This is a genomic window from Rhodanobacter terrae (genome assembly GCF_042657005.1).
Taxonomy (GTDB): Bacteria; Pseudomonadota; Gammaproteobacteria; order Xanthomonadales; family Rhodanobacteraceae; genus Rhodanobacter; species Rhodanobacter terrae.
Map to the genome: position 1 here is coordinate 50,582 of NZ_JBHSNG010000009.1, position 15,384 is coordinate 65,965.

The 15,384-nt window shown below is 63.1% G+C and carries 13 protein-coding genes; 4 read left to right on the top strand and 9 right to left on the bottom strand.

Annotated elements, in window-relative coordinates:
• Positions 1–5: 5 nt before the first annotated feature.
• The 7 genes from ACFPPB_RS10280 to dnaA form a co-directional block, all read right to left on the bottom strand.
• Positions 6–731 carry a MotA/TolQ/ExbB proton channel family protein gene (locus tag ACFPPB_RS10280; RefSeq protein ID WP_377326711.1) on the bottom strand — a complete coding sequence of 242 codons (726 nt, stop codon included), beginning with the start codon at positions 729–731 and terminating at the stop codon, positions 6–8.
• Between the two features lie 98 nt (positions 732–829).
• Positions 830–1,489 (bottom strand): energy transducer TonB, encoded by a 660-nt coding sequence (locus tag ACFPPB_RS10285; RefSeq protein WP_377326713.1) that lies wholly within the window; start codon positions 1,487–1,489, stop codon positions 830–832.
• A 207-nt stretch (positions 1,490–1,696) separates the two neighbouring features.
• A complete protein-coding gene (locus ACFPPB_RS10290) occupies positions 1,697–2,983 on the bottom strand; it encodes a tetratricopeptide repeat protein (protein ID WP_377326715.1) in 1,287 nt (428 codons plus the stop codon).
• Between the two features lie 277 nt (positions 2,984–3,260).
• Entirely contained in the window at positions 3,261–5,693 is a 2,433-nt protein-coding gene (gene gyrB, locus ACFPPB_RS10295; RefSeq protein WP_377326717.1) for a DNA topoisomerase (ATP-hydrolyzing) subunit B, read from the bottom strand.
• A gap of 96 nt (positions 5,694–5,789) precedes the next feature.
• Positions 5,790–6,869 (bottom strand): DNA replication/repair protein RecF, encoded by a 1,080-nt coding sequence (gene recF, locus ACFPPB_RS10300; RefSeq protein ID WP_377326719.1) that lies wholly within the window; start codon positions 6,867–6,869, stop codon positions 5,790–5,792.
• 96 nt (positions 6,870–6,965) lie between these two features.
• Complete coding sequence (gene dnaN, locus ACFPPB_RS10305) at positions 6,966–8,066, bottom strand: DNA polymerase III subunit beta (protein WP_377326721.1); 1,101 nt, start codon at positions 8,064–8,066, stop codon at positions 6,966–6,968.
• A gap of 255 nt (positions 8,067–8,321) precedes the next feature.
• Entirely contained in the window at positions 8,322–9,653 is a 1,332-nt protein-coding gene (gene dnaA, locus ACFPPB_RS10310) for a chromosomal replication initiator protein DnaA (RefSeq protein WP_377326723.1), read from the bottom strand.
• Positions 9,654–9,845: 192 nt separating this feature from the next.
• On the opposite strand from dnaA, the gene rpmH reads away from it, so the two are divergent.
• The 4 genes from rpmH (at position 9,846) to mnmE (ending at position 13,631) form a co-directional block, all read left to right on the top strand.
• Positions 9,846–9,980, top strand: a complete 135-nt coding sequence (rpmH, locus tag ACFPPB_RS10315; protein WP_045828244.1) for a 50S ribosomal protein L34 — start codon at positions 9,846–9,848, stop codon at positions 9,978–9,980.
• 14 nt (positions 9,981–9,994) lie between these two features.
• A complete protein-coding gene (gene rnpA, locus ACFPPB_RS10320) occupies positions 9,995–10,399 on the top strand; it encodes a ribonuclease P protein component (protein WP_377326726.1) in 405 nt (134 codons plus the stop codon).
• 64 nt (positions 10,400–10,463) lie between these two features.
• Positions 10,464–12,203: a membrane protein insertase YidC gene (gene yidC, locus ACFPPB_RS10325; RefSeq protein WP_377326728.1), complete on the top strand. Its 1,740-nt coding sequence runs from the start codon at positions 10,464–10,466 to the stop codon at positions 12,201–12,203.
• Positions 12,204–12,284: 81 nt separating this feature from the next.
• Entirely contained in the window at positions 12,285–13,631 is a 1,347-nt protein-coding gene (gene mnmE, locus ACFPPB_RS10330; RefSeq protein ID WP_377326730.1) for a tRNA uridine-5-carboxymethylaminomethyl(34) synthesis GTPase MnmE, read from the top strand.
• On the opposite strand, the gene rbsK is transcribed toward mnmE, so the two are convergent.
• Both rbsK and ACFPPB_RS10340 read right to left on the bottom strand, forming a co-directional pair.
• Positions 13,632–14,528 (bottom strand): ribokinase, encoded by an 897-nt coding sequence (gene rbsK, locus ACFPPB_RS10335; RefSeq protein WP_377326732.1) that lies wholly within the window; start codon positions 14,526–14,528, stop codon positions 13,632–13,634. It abuts the gene before it with no gap.
• A gap of 185 nt (positions 14,529–14,713) precedes the next feature.
• The gene (locus ACFPPB_RS10340; protein ID WP_377326734.1) at positions 14,714–15,343 is read right to left on the bottom strand and encodes a hypothetical protein; all 630 of its coding nucleotides are present in this window, start codon (positions 15,341–15,343) and stop codon (positions 14,714–14,716) included.
• Positions 15,344–15,384: the final 41 nt, after the last annotated feature.

Sequence of the window (15,384 nt, forward strand, 5' to 3'; positions counted from 1 at the left end):
ATCCCTCACTTCTGGCTTTCGACGCGCGAACCGGTGGCGAAGAAGTCGTGCAGGTCATGCGCGAATTCGTCGAAACGGGCGTAGACCACGCGATTTGAACGGCTGAAGAAGTTGTAGGCGAACAACGCAGGAATCGCGGAGAACAGACCGAATGCGGTCATGATCAGCGCCTCGCCGACGGGACCTGCCACGGCGTTCATCGAAGCGTTGCCGGTGGCAGCGATGCCGATAAGCGCGTGGTAGATGCCCCACACGGTGCCGAGCAGACCGACGAACGGGGCGGCCGAGCCGACCGTCGCGAGCAACGTCATGCCGCCTTCCAGGCGCAGGCTCTCGCGAGCGACCGCCTGGCGCAGGGCGCGGTCGATGAACTCCGAGCGGCCCAGCGATTCGGCCAGGCGACCCGTGGTGCCGCTGGCGGTCTGCTGATGATGGGCGACCGCGGAAGCGGCATCGAGCGCGATCTTGGAGAACGGCTCGCTCTTGGGCTGGGCTTCCAGTTCGCGAATCGCGTCCTGGGTGGAGCCGTTGCCCCAGAAGCCGTCGATGACCTTGTCGGCGCGTGCCTTGATCGTGGCATTGCGAATGCCATTGGCGACGATGAAGTACCACGACAGGAACGACATCGCGACCAGCGTCACGAAGACGATCCAGCCGAGCGCATCGAAGTTCTGCATCAGGTGGCTGAAACCCATCGCCTTCATGGCTTCGGCGTTGGTGTTGCCACCCATGGCCTGTGCAGCATCGGTTGTTGCAGGAGTCTGTAAGAACATAACACTACCCTAGGAAAGTCAAGCGTGAACTGTAACTGTAATCGATTGAAGCCGGATTACAGCGAATTGAGATTGAAGTTGACCGGAACGCGAGCGTACCCCTCAACTTTTTTTCCATTTCGGATGGTCGGGTTGAAGCGCCAGTGCTGTGCCGCTTCCATCGCCGCACGATCGAGCTCGTGAAAACCACTGGATTGATCGACCTTGATGTCTTTCGGCGATCCATCCACGCCCACCAGGATCATCAGCACTACCGTACCCTCATGCCGTTGGCGGATAGCCTGCGGCGGATACTTCGGCTGAAGACGACTGTTGTAGCTGAGGTCCGAGCTGGCCGTGATGTCCGCTGGCGGTGCCGGTGGTGCTGGCGGTGCCGGTGGCGGTGCCTGGACCGCATTCTGCGACACCTCTTCCACCGGCGGCGGCGGTGTCGGCGGCGGCGGTGTCGGTGGCGGCTTGATCTGCTGAATGATCTTCGGCGGCGGCTGCTTCGGCGGCTCCGGCGGCGGCGGCGGTGGCGGCGGCGGCGGCGGCGGCGGCTCGATGAAGTTCACCTGGACGATGTGTTCTTTTTCTTTGTGGTTCTGCGTCGGTGGCGCCATCGGCGCCACGATCAACAGAAACGCAAATGCATGCAGCCCGATGGCAACTGCCAATGCCCAGGTGCGCTTCCAGCTAAACGGCTCGCGCCCATTTTCTTCGTTACTTGAGGCCATCTGTCACTTGTCTGAAGCTGATCAACGGGAAGAGAACGTTGCCGCAGGGCGTAACCCGAAACCGTCTGATGTCTGGACGGAACTCGCCGCTGGGGAGACGCAGGGAAAGGTTTTCAACGGTACAACAGCACATGACATTTGTATAGCACCGAGGGGGCAGATAAATGGACGTCCATCTGTCCCGCCGGTTGTCCAATCAATCCTGCCTCAGTTGCCGGCACCGGACTTCTTCAACCAGGCCTTGGCTTTCTCCGCGGTTTCAGGCTGCTGTGCGGCCATCTTCATCGCGGCAATCGCTGCCGGCTTGTTTTTCAGGCCACGCTCGCTCTCGGCCAGCATCATGTAGGCGGTGCCCTTGTGCTTCACGCCCTTGCCGATGGCCTGCTGGATCACGCCCTTGGCCTGGCTGAACTTGCTTTCGGTCAGCAGCAGCTGGCCGGCGCGCAGGGATGCCTCGCCATCGGTGGCGGTCGATGCGGCTTTGCCATAAGCATCAAGCGCCTTGCTGACGTTGTCAGCCAGCTCGTAGGACTGTCCGAGCAGCATCTCGTTGTCCGAGCTTGAGGTGATGACCCCCTTGGCCATGCCTTCCTCGAGCACCTGGCTGGCCTTGATAGCGTTCGGCTTGGTATCGCCACTGGACTGGCCCGTGATCAGGTACAGCTTGGCCAGATTCACGTAGTTGGATTCGGACTTCAGCGTTCCGTTGGCACGCGCCTTTTCCATCAGCTGGATCGCTTCGGGATCCTTCTGTGCCTGCATCAGCACGGCGACGGCATTGTTGAGCGCGTTCGGATCGTTCGGGTTGGCCGCGTAGTTCTGCTCGGCCAACTTCGAGGCCTGGTCGCCCTGACCGGATTCGGCATAACTGGCCATCAGGATCTGATTCCAGCTCGGCTCCGGCTTGTCGGTCAGCGACTGCGCCTTCTTGATGGCGGCGATCGCCTCCGCATACTTGCCCAGACGGTAATCATCGTTGCCTTCAGTCGCGTAGGAGCTGGCGGTTTCCTTCTTGCCCTCGGCGCGCCATTTGGCGAGGGTATCCAGCGACGCCTGATACTGCTCGTCCGCCAGCTGGAACTGCGCCAGCATGTACTGAAGCTGGAAATAGGTGTCGTTCGGCATCACGCCGTTTGCCAGCGAGCGTTGCAGCAGCGCGATCGCGCCCTTGTAGTCGCCGCCGTTGTACTTGATCGTGGCCAGGCCCTGCAGGGCCAGCGCCTGGGCATACTTGCTCTTGCTGCCGTCGACGAGCGGCTGCAGTATCTGCTCGGCCTTCGCCTTGTCGCCGGCGCTGACCGCATCCAGACCTTCATTGAGTTGCTTCTGTTCTTTCTCGCTGGTCAGATCGAGTTTCGGCGCAACGCGGGTTGCGTTGGGATACTGCGCTTCCTGCTTGGACTTGGCACCGTCCTTCGCCAGTGCCGGACTGGCTGCCAAGGTCAGCAGCAACGCCGTGCTCGCCAGCATCGTCAACCCACGGGCATGCTTCATGGTGATCCTCTGTCTGTCTGCGCGCGGGAAACCACGCGGGGGATTGCGGAGCGTAACCTGAGGCGGCAAGCGATAACAAGTCGCACCGCCGCATTAAAGATTGTTAAAAATCAATTACTTGGCGATTTTCCAGACAAGTGGCGCGATTATTCGCGCCACTCCGTTCGCTCTTCACGCAACATTCGCCGCCGTAAGCGCTGCTGCCATAGGTTCGGGAGCGATTACGGCATCCGGTAACCGACTCGACTGCAATGTGCCACCAGCCCCATGAGACGACTCAGATGTCCAGATTGGCGACCTTGAGCGCGTTCGCCTCGATGAAATCGCGGCGCGGTTCGACCGCCTCGCCCATCAGCATGGAGAACATCTGGTCGGCCGCGATCGCGTCCTCGATGCCCACTTGGAGCATGCGGCGGGTTTCCGGATTCACCGTGGTATCCCACAGCTGTTCCGGGTTCATTTCGCCCAGGCCCTTGAAGCGCTGGATGCTGCGGCCCTTCTTGGCTTCCTCGAGCAACCAGTTGCGGGCCTCGACAAAACTGAGGACCCCGCGAGAGGCATTGCCCCGGCGCGCCACTGCGTCCGGCTGGGTCATGCCGGCGATCTGCTGGCTGATTGCCAGGATCGGACGGTACTCGTTGCTGCTGAAGAAGGGTTGCGGCAGGAACCAGGTGTGACTGAGTCCGTGTTGTTCCTTCACCACTTCGATCGCGGCCGGTTGCTCGCCACTCGCCGGGCGCAGCAGCATCTTGTAGTGCGGCTTGCCCAGGCCGCTGGCGGCGAGCCGCTGAGTGGCCGCATCCAGCCATGCCTGCATGACCGTCGGGTCCGCCCACACCGATGGCTCCAGCGGGGTATGTTCGAGGAGCGAGTTCAATACCGCGGCATCGAAGCGATGCGACAGCTTGGCGATCTGGTCCAGCGCTTGCTGGTAGCTGCGCAGCAGCTTTTCGAGAGCCTCGCCGGTAATCGGCGGGGCATCCGGGCTGTAGGTCAGCGCCGCGTTGTCGACCGCGCTTGAAATCAGGTAGTCGTTCAGCGCGGTGTCGTCCTTGATGTACAGCTCCTGTTTGCCCTGCTTCACCTTGTACAGCGGCGGCAGGCCGATGTAGATGTGACCGCGCTCGATCAGTTCCGGCATCTGGCGGTAGAAGAACGTCAGCAGCAAGGTGCGGATATGCGAGCCATCGACGTCGGCGTCGGTCATCAGGATGATGCGGTGGTAGCGCAGTTTGTCCGGGTTGTACTCGTCCTTGCCAATGCCGGTGCCCAACGCGGTGATCAGCGTGCCTACCTCGGCCGAGGCCAGCATGCGGTCGAAACGCGCCTTCTCCACGTTGAGGATCTTGCCCTTCAGCGGCAGCACCGCCTGGGTCTTGCGGTTGCGGCCCTGCTTGGCCGAGCCGCCGGCGGAATCACCCTCGACCAGAAACAGTTCGCACAGCGCCGGGTCCTTTTCCTGGCAATCGGCCAGCTTGCCGGGCAGGCCGGCGATGTCCAGCGCGCCTTTGCGGCGAGTCATTTCGCGCGCCTTGCGGGCGGCCTCTCGCGCACGTGCGGCGTCGACCACCTTGGAGGCGATCGCCTTGGCCTCGTTCGGATGCTCCAGCAGGAACTCGCCGAGCTTCTCGTTGACGACTTGCTCGACCACGGTCTTGACCTCCGACGAGACCAGCTTGTCCTTGGTCTGCGAGGAGAATTTCGGATCGGGCACCTTGACCGACAACACGGCGATCATGCCTTCGCGCATGTCGTCGCCGGACAGCGCCACCTTGGCTGTCTTGGCCAGGCCGGACTTCTCGATATAGCTCTGCAGCGAACGGGTCAATGCCGCCCGGAAGCCGGTGAGATGGGTACCGCCGTCGCGTTGCGGGATGTTGTTGGTGAAGCAGTACATCGACTCCTGGTAGGAGTCGGTCCACTGCATCGCGACTTCCACCGTGATGCCGTCCTGTTCGGCGGTCAGGCTGATCACGTTCGGATGCAGCGCGGTCTTCAGCTGGGCCAGGTGCTGCACGAACGAGCGGATGCCACCTTCGTAGGCGAACGTGTCGTGCCGGCCTTCACCACGTTCGTCGTACAGATCGATGGTGACGCCGGAATTGAGGAACGCCAGTTCACGCAGGCGCTTGGCCAGGATGTCGTAGTGGAATTCGATATTGCTGGTGAACGTTGCCGGGCTCGGCAGGAAGCGCACCAGGGTCCCGCGCTTGCTCGACGGACCCACCACTTTCAGCGGATACAGCGGTTCGCCCAGCGCGTATTCCTGCAGGTACTCGTGTCCATCGCGGTAGATCGTCAGCCACAGGTGATCGCTGAGCGCATTGACTACCGACACGCCCACGCCGTGCAGGCCGCCCGATACTTTGTACGAGTTCGCGTCGAACTTGCCGCCGGCATGCAGCACTGTCATCACTACCTCGGCGGTGGAGCGGCCTTCGTCGGGATGCATGTCGACCGGGATGCCGCGGCCGTTGTCGCTGACGCTGACCGAACCATCATCGCGGATGGTGACCACCACCGTGTCGCAATAACCTGCCAGCGCCTCATCGATCGCGTTGTCGACAACTTCAAACACCATGTGATGCAGACCAGTGCCGTCATCGGTATCGCCGATGTACATGCCGGGGCGCTTGCGTACTGCTTCCAGGCCTTTCAAGACCTTGATGTTGCTTGAGTCGTAGTGCGATTCGTTCATGGATTCGTTCATGCGTTGACCGTTTCCTGGCGCCAGCGACCCCGCCCGACACGGCGCCGTGAAAGGCCGGACAAGGGATATGCATCTTTGGATGAAACAACCCTTCGATTATAGCAGGCGTGTCAGCTGACCCTGTTCCACGTGGAACACGCGGGGATTCATCGACCGCAGCGCCTGCGGCAGCTCGGTACCGGTCAGCAGTACCTGCGCGTGCGCCGTAGTCAGTTGGGCGACCACGGCTGCCTGATGGGGCTGATCCAGTTCGGAGGCGAGATCATCCAGGCATACGATCGGCCATTCTCCCCGATGCTCGGCAAACAGTTCGGCCTGGGCCAGCATGCATGCCAGCGCGGTGAGTTTCTCCTGACCACGCGACAGGTGTTCGCGCAGAGGCGCCAGTTCGAACGCGATCGACCAGTCGGCACGATGCGCGCCCAGAGTGGTGTGGCCCCGGGCCATATCCCTGCTCCGCTGTTCGCGCAGCTGCTGGGCCAGTCCCTGGTCTTCGGACCAGCCGCGGCGGTAACGCAGATCCAGCGCACCCAGTTCCGGCAGCACACCGGCCACGCTGGCGAGCAGCTTTGGACGCAATAGATCCAGATAAGCGCTGCGCTGCTCATCGATCTGATGCGCGGATTGCGCCAGCTCCCATTCCCAAGGGGCGAACTCCGCATCGGTGACTGTCGACGCGGAGCGCAGCAAGCTGTTGCGTTGCTTTAACGCACGCTGATAGCGGCGCCAGCACGCCAGGAAGTCATGTTCCACGTGAAACACACCCCAGTCTAGATAGCGTCTGCGTTCTTCGGCCCCGCCGGCGATCAGCGCATGCGAACCCGGCTCGAAACAGACGACAGCGCATTCGCGCACCAGCTGCCCGATCGCGACGTTGGTGCCATCCACTTTCGCTTCCCAGCGCGCGCCTTCCCGGCCCAGGCCCAACCGGCCTATCCGTTCGTCGGCGTGGCGCAACTCGGCGAATACCGACAACCGCATGGTACCCCGCTGCAATAGCGCATCCTTTGCGCCGCTGCGAAACGAGCGGGCGTGCGAAAGCAGGAATACGGCTTCCAGCACGCTGGTCTTGCCGGCGCCATTCGCACCGACGAAAACGTTGATGCCGGGATCCGGCGCCACGCTCACATCCGTGAGACAGCGCAGGCCCCCCACCCGCAACTGTTCCAGTTTCATCCGTCGAGCGTCCACAAACAGCAACGCCGGAGTCCCTGGAGAGAACTCCGGCGTTGCCGGTGGTTGCCGTACATGGGCAAGGCCATGTGTTGCGCGTCAGAGCCGCAGCGGCATGATCACGTGACGGGCATGTTCGTTGTCGTGTTCCTGTATCAGGCAGCTGGACTGCGCGTCCCGCAGGCTGAGCCGCGCCTTGTCGCCGCGCAGCGCAGCCAAGGCATCGAGCAGGTAACCCACGTTGAAACCCACGGCCAAATCGGACACATGCGTCTCGGCCTCGACTTCCTCGACCGCTTCTTCCTGCTCCGGGTTGTGCGCCACGATGCGCAGCTTGCCCAACGACAGCTCCAGCCGTACGCCGCGGTATTTCTCGTTCGAGAGGATCGCTGCGCGCTGCAGAGCGCCGCGCAACACTTCGCGGTCCAGCGTGGCGGTCTTGTCAGCGCCCAGCGGGATGACGGCCTCGTAATCCGGGAAACGGCCATCGATCAGTTTGGAGGTGAACACCACGTCGCCACGGCGCACGCGCAGGTGGTTGCGCCCGAATTCCAGCTCGACCTGGCCGTCGCCGGTTTCCAGCAGGCCGACCAGTTCATTGACGCCCTTGCGCGGAATGATGATCTGGCGGCGCGTGCTGACCGAACTCTGCAGCTCGGTTTCCTTCATCGCCAGCCGATGGCCGTCGGTGGCCACGCAACGCAAGGTGTGTTCCTGCAGATCCAGCAGCATGCCATTGAGGTAATAGCGCACGTCCTGGTTGGCCATCGCGAACGACGTGCGCTCCATCAGGTCGCGCAGTGCTTCCTCGGGCAGGCTGACTTTTTCCACCAGTTCGATCTCGTCGACTGTGGGAAATTCGCTGGCCGGCAGCGTGGTCAGCGTGAAGCGGCTACGGCCAGCGGCAAGCGCTACACGATCGCCATTGAGCTTGAGATCGATCCGTGCGCCGTCGGGCAGCGCCCGCACGATATCGAACAGTTTGCGTGCCGGAATGGTGATTTCGCCGTCAGAAAGTTTTTCGGCATCGGTGGTGGCGACCATCTCGACTTCCAGGTCGGTGCCGGCAAGCGATAACCTGCCGTCAGCCACTTTGACTAGCAGGTTGGCCAGGACAGGCAAAGTCTGGCGACGTTCGACCACGCCAACCACCTGCTGCAACGGCTTGAGCAGAGCTTCTCTTTGGATGCTGAATTGCATGGCTTTGCTTCCCCTATACCTGCTGTTCTGTCTTTAAAAGAAGTTTAGTGGTTGTTGTTGGCTTTGTGGACAACTTTTATATCTCGATTATTTCTTTAAAATCAAGAACCTGAAACTATATTTGGCTGTGTTCCGGGACGCTGACTCGCTGTGTGTCGTTTGTGGATAACTTCGCGTGCCGATCCATCCACCCATTATCCACAGCTTGACCCTGCGCTTATCCATAATCTTTACGCATCGACGGATTCTGACGTTTCAACCCGTCAGTGTGCGTATCAATTGTTCCCAGTCCTGGCGCATCCGCGCGTCGGTTTCGACAAACTTCCGGATCGTCTTGCAGGCGTGCATCACCGTGGTGTGGTCGCGACCGCCAAACGCCTCGCCGATTTCCGGCAGGCTGTGCTCGGTGAGTTCCTTCGACAGCGTCATCGCGATCTGGCGTGGACGCGCCAGCGAACGCACACGGCGCTTGGACAGCAGATCCTGCAGCCGCACGTTGAAATACTCGGCAGTGATCTTCTGGATGTTCGGAATGGTGATCGCCTGGGCATGCGTGGCCAGCAGATCGCGCAGGGTTTCCTCGGCGAAGTCAGTGGTGATCGGCTTGCCGTAGAAGTTCGCGCGAGCCGCCAGCGTGTTCAAGGCGCCTTCGAGGTCACGCACGTTGGAACGGATGCGCTTGGCCAGCAGCATCGCCACGTTCTCGTCGACCGCCACCCCTTTCTCGTGCGCCTTGGCCAGCAGGATCGCCGCCCGCGTTTCGAAGTCCGGTGGCTCGATCGCCACCGAAAGACCCCAGCCCAGCCGCGACTTCAGCCGTGGCTCGAGCTTGTCCACTTCCTTCGGATAGCGGTCGCAGGTCAGGATGATCTGCTGCTTGGACTCGAACAACGCGTTGAAAGTATGGAAAAATTCTTCCTGTGTCGTGTCCTTGCCAGCGAAGAACTGGATGTCGTCGATCAGCAGCGCATCGACTGAGCGGAAGCGCTGCTTGAACTGGTCCATGCTCTTGGCGCGCAACGCCTCGATCATCGAGCCGACGAACTGCTCCGAGCGCAGGTACATCACCTTGAAGTCCGGGTTGCGCTCACGCATCAGGTTGCCGGCAGCGTGCATCAGATGGGTCTTGCCCAGTCCGGTGCCGCCGTACAGCAGCAACGGGTTGTAGGCGCGGCCCGGGTTCGTCGCCACCTGCATGGCGGCGGCCTTGCCGAGCTGGTTCGACTTGCCCTCGACGAAGGTCTCGAAGGTGTAGTGCGGATCCAGGTTGTGATGGAAGGCAGCCGCCGGCGCGATGGGCGCGGCTTTCGGCGCGGCCGCCGGCTTGGCCACGGCCACCGGTCGGGTCGAATTGGAGCCAACCTCCAGCCGCACCGGCCACGCCTTCCCGATCAACAGCAACAACACCGCCTCGATCCGCGGCAGATAACGCTCGCGCACGGTATCCAGGGTGTAGGAATTGGGTGCAAACAGCTGCAGGCCGTCGGCATCGTCGCGCGCCTGCAACGGCATCAGCCAGGTGTGCAGGTCTTCGGCGCTCAAATCGCCTTCGAGGCGCTCAAGGCAGCGCCGCCACAGATCACTCATGAATAATTTCAGCCACAGCTTTGAAGCGCTTGCGCGCATGGAATGGACTAGTCTAGCAGCAGCCCCCGCGCCATCGCCGTGCACATATCCACATGTGTATCCACAGGCAGGTGTCAAGCATCGTTTGACAGCAGTGGCGAATACCCGACATACTTTCCAACCTTTTTATCCACATTCCCTTCGGAGTAAGCCATGAAGCGGACCTACCAGCCCAGCAAGCTCAAGCGCGCACGCACGCACGGTTTCCGTGCCCGTATGGCCACCGCCGACGGTCGCAAGATCCTCAATGCCCGTCGCGCCAAGGGCCGCAAGCGCCTGATCCCGTAAACGGGACTAGCGTCGTGTCCACCGCCGGGCTGCCGCGCGACGCGCGGCTACGTCGGCCAGGTGACTTCGCCGCCTTGCGGACAAGCAGCGGACGCGCAGGCGGCCGCTGTTTTCATATGCGTTATCGCGACAACGAACTGGGCCATGCCAGGCTCGGCCTGGCGATTTCCAAGCGCGTTTCCAAGCGTGCGGTCGAGCGCAACCGGATCAAGCGGCTGCTGCGCGAATCGTTTCGCCGCATCCGTCACCAATTGCCCGCGGTGGACCTGATGGTGATGGCGCGCGAACAGGCCGCCGGTGTGCCTGGTTCGCAGTTGCTGGTCGAGATCGACGGGTTGTGGAAAAAACTGCTGGCCGACCGGCCTGGAACGTCCGAACCATTGAAGCGGGCTGACGACACCTCCACAATCGTGCGTTGACCCTTTCTTTTCTCTGTCTCCGCGGCGTTCAAAGTGTCGTGGCGTTACCTGGATTTGCTACGCGATGAATCAAACGCGCACCTTCCTCCTGTTCGCCCTGCTGGCCGTGGCCTACCTGCTGTTCACCGCCTGGGAGAAAGACTACGCACCGCCGCCGCGGGTCGCGACGACCAGCGCCTCCAGCGCGGCGACTCCATCAGCCGATGGCAGCGTGCCGGGAGCGATCCCGGCCACGGCAACGCCGACCGCAGCATCCGGTACGGCCGCAGCGATCGCTACCGATGTCGCGCATGCCGGGCAGGCGCCGTCGCAGCTGATCACCATCAACACCGATGTGCTGCGCCTGAGCGTGGACACGCGCGGCGGCAGCGTGGTACACGCGGACTTGCTGGCGTATCCCGACGCGCCGCGCACGCACAAGGCGCCGAATCCGCCGCCGACCGTGTTGCTGGCCAATGACGAAGCGCATTATTTCGTGGCCCAGAGTGGCCTGGTCAGCAGCAGCGATACCGCGCCGCAGGATCAGCCCAATCATCAGGCGCTGTTTCAGAGCGCGCAGACCGCTTATAAGCTGGCCGACGGCCAGAACGAGCTGAATGTCGACCTGACGTGGCAGGACGCGGCCGGCCTCAAGGTCACCAAGACCTACAGCTTCAAGCGCGGCAGCTATGTCATCGGCGTGAGCCAGCGCATCGACAATGGTGCAGCACAGGCATGGCTGGGCAATGCCTACCAGCAGCTGCTGCGGGTCGAGCCGCCGCATACCGGCAACTGGCTGACCAACATGTCCAACCCGGAGTCGCGCAGCTTCCAGGGTGCTGCGTGGTACACCGGCGAGAAGTTCCAGAAGCTGTTGTTCAAGGATTTCAAGGAACCGAAGGATAAGCTCGACAGCCAGATCAAGGGTGGCTGGGCAGCGATGCTGCGGCTGTACTTCTTCGCCGCGTGGATTCCACCGGCTGACCAGACCGACCACTACGTCACCGAGACGATCAACCCGGACAGTGCGCAGCCGCGCTACCTGATCCGTGCAGTCGGCCCCGCGCTGAGCGTGGCGCCGGGCCAGAGCCTCACCAGCCAGACGCGCCTGTATCTCGGTCCGAATGTGCAGGGCACGCTGGACGCGGTTGCACCGGGGCTGGATCTGACCATCGACTACGGCATGTTCAAGCTGATCGCCGTGCCGATGCACGCGGTGCTGTCCTTCCTGGATGGAATCGCCCATAACTGGGGCCTGTCGATCATCCTGCTGGTGCTGCTGATCAAGGGCGCGACCTGGAAGTTGACGGCGGTGCAATACAAGTCCAGCGCGAAGATGCGCAAGCTGGCGCCGCGGATCCAGGCGTTGAAGGAGCGCTACGGCGACGACAAGGTCAAGATGCAGCAGGCCACCATGGAGCTGTACAAGAAGGAGAAAGTCAACCCGATGGGCGGCTGCCTGCCGGTGTTGATCACCATGCCGGTGTTCTATGGCCTGTATTACGTACTGACTTACAGCCTGGAGCTGCGCCACGCCGCGTTCATGTGGATTCCCGACCTGAGCGCGCCCGATCCGTTCTACATCCTGCCGATCATTTACGCGGCGGTGATGCTGGGCACGCAGTGGCTCAACCCGGTTGCCGCGGGCATGGATCCGGCGCAGGCGAAGATGATGAAGGTGATGCCGTTGCTGTTCACGGTGATGTTCGCCTTCTTCCCCGCCGGCCTGTGCCTGTACTACGCGGTCAACGGCCTGGTCGGCCTGGGCCAGCAGTGGTGGGTCACCCATCATGTCGATCGCGAAGAGTCGCCCAAGGCCGCCTGAGGCTGATCCACATCGGAATGCACACCAGTCAGCCGCGATCGGGCAACCGTCGCGGCTGACTTCGTTTAGAGTCGTTACCTCATGACCGGACACGCCACCGATACGATCGCCGCCGTCGCCAGTGCGACCGGTGCAGCCGGTGTGGGCATCGTGCGGGTGTCCGGGCCGGCGGTGCCGGCGATCGCGCGCGCCTTGCTCGGTCGTGTCGCACAGCCACGGCACGCCCACTTCGCCGCGTTTCGCGATGCCGCCGGTGAGTTGATCGATCGCGGCCTGCTGTTGCATTTTCCGGCGCCCGCTTCGTATACCGGCGAACACGTGCTGGAACTGCAAGGTCACGGCAGTACGGTGCTGCTCGATCGGCTGCTGCGTCGCGTCTGCGAACTCGGCGCACGGCTGGCGCGGCCCGGCGAATTCACCGAACGCGCCTTCCTCAACGGCAAGCTCGACCTGGCCCAGGCCGAAGCCGTCGCCGACCTGATCGCGGCGCGCTCGCAGGCAGGCGCGCGCGCCGCCCTGCAGTCGATGGAAGGCGTGTTCTCGCGCAAGGTCGAGGCGTTGCTGCAGGCGCTGATCGCGTTGCGCGTGCATATCGAGGCGGCGATCGATTTTCCCGAGGAGGAAATCGACTTCCTCGCCAACCCGGCGATCACTGCTCAACTCGAAAGCCTGCGTGTCGAACTGGCCGAGCTGCTTCGTGAGGCGCAACGAGGCCTGCGTCTGAACGATGGCCTCAAGGTGGCCATCGTGGGCCGTCCCAATGCCGGCAAGTCCAGCCTGCTCAACGCGCTGGCCGGCAGCGACCGCGCCATCGTCAACGCCGCCGCCGGCACCACGCGCGACGTATTGCGCGAAAGCCTCAGCCTCGACGGCATCGCCCTGGAACTGGCCGACACCGCAGGCCTGCGCGAGACCGACGACGAAGTCGAACGCGAAGGCGTGCGCCGCGCCCATGGCGAACTGGCGCGCGCCGACGCAGCGCTGCTGGTGACCGATGCGCAGCATGTGCAGAACGATTTGTCATTGCTCGCCGGACTGTCGCCGAACGTCAAACGGCTGGTGCTGATCAACAAGATCGATCTCGATCACGCGAGCGCTCACCACGAATCACGCGACGGCATGATCTGGCTATGGGCGTCGGCGAAAACCGGTGCCGGCGTCGACGCATTGCGCGAACACCTCAAGCAGCTGGCGGGCGCCGGTGGCGGCGAAGGCAGCTTCAGCGCGCGCCGCCGCCACGTCGTCGCGCTGCAGCAGGTCGCGGCGCATCTCGATCGCACCGCTGCCGTACTCGCGACCAGCCGCGCCGGTGAACTCGCCGCCGAGGAACTGCGCCAGGCCCAGCACGCGCTGGGCGAAATCACCGGCAGCTACAGCAGCGACGATCTGCTAGGGGCCATCTTCGGCTCGTTCTGCATCGGCAAGTGATCAGCGGGCCTGCCGAGCCAGCAACGCTTCTACTTCGCGCAACGTGGGCATGCCGCCCTGTGCGCCGAGTTTGGTCACCGACAGCGCGGCTGCAGCGCAGGCCTTGCGCACGGCTTGCGGCAGGCCTTCGTGGAGAAACACGGCCAGCGCGGCGTTGAAAGTGTCGCCGGCGCCAGTGCTGTCGACTACGTCGACCTTGAAGCCATGCTGGTGGAGCGGTTCGCCCTGCTCGCGGTACCAGGCGCCTTCTCCGCCGCGGGTGAGCACCACGGGACAGGGCGCGCGTTGCATCAGGGCGTGGAAATCTTCTGCAGGATCGGCACCGAGCAGGATCGCGAGTTCGTGCTGGTTCGGGGTGACGTAGCGGGCGAGTTTCACCCATTCGGCGGGCAGCCGCTGTGCGGGCGCCGGATTGAGAATCACCGCTACGCCGAGCCGCTGGCCGAGTCGCAAGGTCGCTTCCACGGTTTCGAGAGGAATTTCCATCTGCACCAGAACCGCGTCGGCGCGGGCCACCATGGCTTGCGCCTGTTCGACTTGTGTCGGCGTAACGCGCGCATTGGCGGCAGGGATCACGATGATCTGGTTTTCGCCGCCGGCGACGGTGATCGAGGCGGTGCCGCTGGCGCAGCCGTCGAGCTGGACCGTATGCGTGAGATCGATACCTTCCGCGGCGAGACCCTGGCGCAGTTGCTGGCCGAACGCGTCAGCGCCGGTAGCGCCGACCAGCGCCACCTCCGCGCCGAGCCGAGACGCGGCTACGGCCTGGTTCGCGCCCTTGCCGCCCGGCACGGTGAGAAAACGTTCGCCCAGGATGGTCTCGCCGGGGCGGGGAAAACGCGGCGCCTGGGTCACCAGATCCATGTTGATGCTGCCGACGACGACGATGCGTGCCATGGGCGCTCCCCGGTTGCGGACTTTCAGCGCGAATCCCGAAAGCTTACCTGCTGGCGCTGCACTCGTAGGAGCCCGCTGGCGGGCGATGCTGCTGCTCTGATGTCAGGTAGGAAAAATCAAAACAAGAGCATCGCCCGCCAGCGGGCTCCTACACACGTACACGCCTACCATATGGGGGGACGAGCTCAGGGGGACGGCGCGCGGCCGATGCCGCTGTCGCCGGGCAGCAGCGCCGGTGCGGCGCCGGCCACGGCCAGCAGCGATTGCGCGTAGCTGTCCTCGATGCTGACGGTGGACACCTCGTCCCACGAGAAGAACGAGGCCTCGCGCATCCACTCCGCATCGGGGCTGAGTTCCTGCATGTGGAAGCCGTCTTCCTCGACGCTGACCAGCCGGCCGATGTAGCAGACCTCGGCTTCGTCCTCGCTGTCCACGTGCACGCCGATCACCGGTGCCTGCGCGCCGGCGGCCTGGATCACTTCACGGATGTTGTCCAGCGGAAAGCCGCGCGGCGGACGCGGCAGGATGTGCTTCAGCGCCAGCGCCTTCTCGAAGAACACATGGTGCTTGTCCGGCGCTTCCAGTTCGGAGATGTCACGATGGCGCATCACGTACATGCCATCGTAGGTGATGCCGTCGCCCACCACCCAGAGCAGGAAGAATTCCCGCCCTACACCGCCCACGTAGCCGCAGAAGCTGCCGTGCTCGAGATCCTCGCGCCACAACCGCACCAGCGCCTGCGTCTGCTGTGCTTCGCGCAACTGGGCGCGAAGGCCGGTGTTTTTCAGTTCGATGATGTTGCTCACGGCTTCCATTTTAACAGGTCGAGGTAATTGGCTTGTTAGCATCCTGGAAA

What these genes read in the sequence shown, in the direction of transcription:
- ACFPPB_RS10280 (WP_377326711.1), bottom strand. Translation starts at nt 731, where the DNA reads ATGGGTGGCAACACCAACGCCGAAGCCATGAAGGCGATGGGTTTCAGC.
- ACFPPB_RS10285 (WP_377326713.1), bottom strand. Translation starts at nt 1,489, where the DNA reads ATGGCCTCAAGTAACGAAGAAAATGGGCGCGAGCCGTTTAGCTGGAAG.
- ACFPPB_RS10290 (WP_377326715.1), bottom strand. Translation starts at nt 2,983, where the DNA reads ATGAAGCATGCCCGTGGGTTGACGATGCTGGCGAGCACGGCGTTGCTG.
- gyrB (WP_377326717.1), bottom strand. Translation starts at nt 5,693, where the DNA reads ATGAACGAATCCATGAACGAATCGCACTACGACTCAAGCAACATCAAG.
- recF (WP_377326719.1), bottom strand. Translation starts at nt 6,869, where the DNA reads ATGAAACTGGAACAGTTGCGGGTGGGGGGCCTGCGCTGTCTCACGGAT.
- dnaN (WP_377326721.1), bottom strand. Translation starts at nt 8,066, where the DNA reads ATGCAATTCAGCATCCAAAGAGAAGCTCTGCTCAAGCCGTTGCAGCAG.
- dnaA (WP_377326723.1), bottom strand. Translation starts at nt 9,653, where the DNA reads ATGAGTGATCTGTGGCGGCGCTGCCTTGAGCGCCTCGAAGGCGATTTG.
- rpmH (WP_045828244.1), top strand. Translation starts at nt 9,846, where the DNA reads ATGAAGCGGACCTACCAGCCCAGCAAGCTCAAGCGCGCACGCACGCAC.
- yidC (WP_377326728.1), top strand. Translation starts at nt 10,464, where the DNA reads ATGAATCAAACGCGCACCTTCCTCCTGTTCGCCCTGCTGGCCGTGGCC.
- mnmE (WP_377326730.1), top strand. Translation starts at nt 12,285, where the DNA reads ATGACCGGACACGCCACCGATACGATCGCCGCCGTCGCCAGTGCGACC.
- rbsK (WP_377326732.1), bottom strand. Translation starts at nt 14,528, where the DNA reads ATGGCACGCATCGTCGTCGTCGGCAGCATCAACATGGATCTGGTGACC.
- ACFPPB_RS10340 (WP_377326734.1), bottom strand. Translation starts at nt 15,343, where the DNA reads ATGGAAGCCGTGAGCAACATCATCGAACTGAAAAACACCGGCCTTCGC.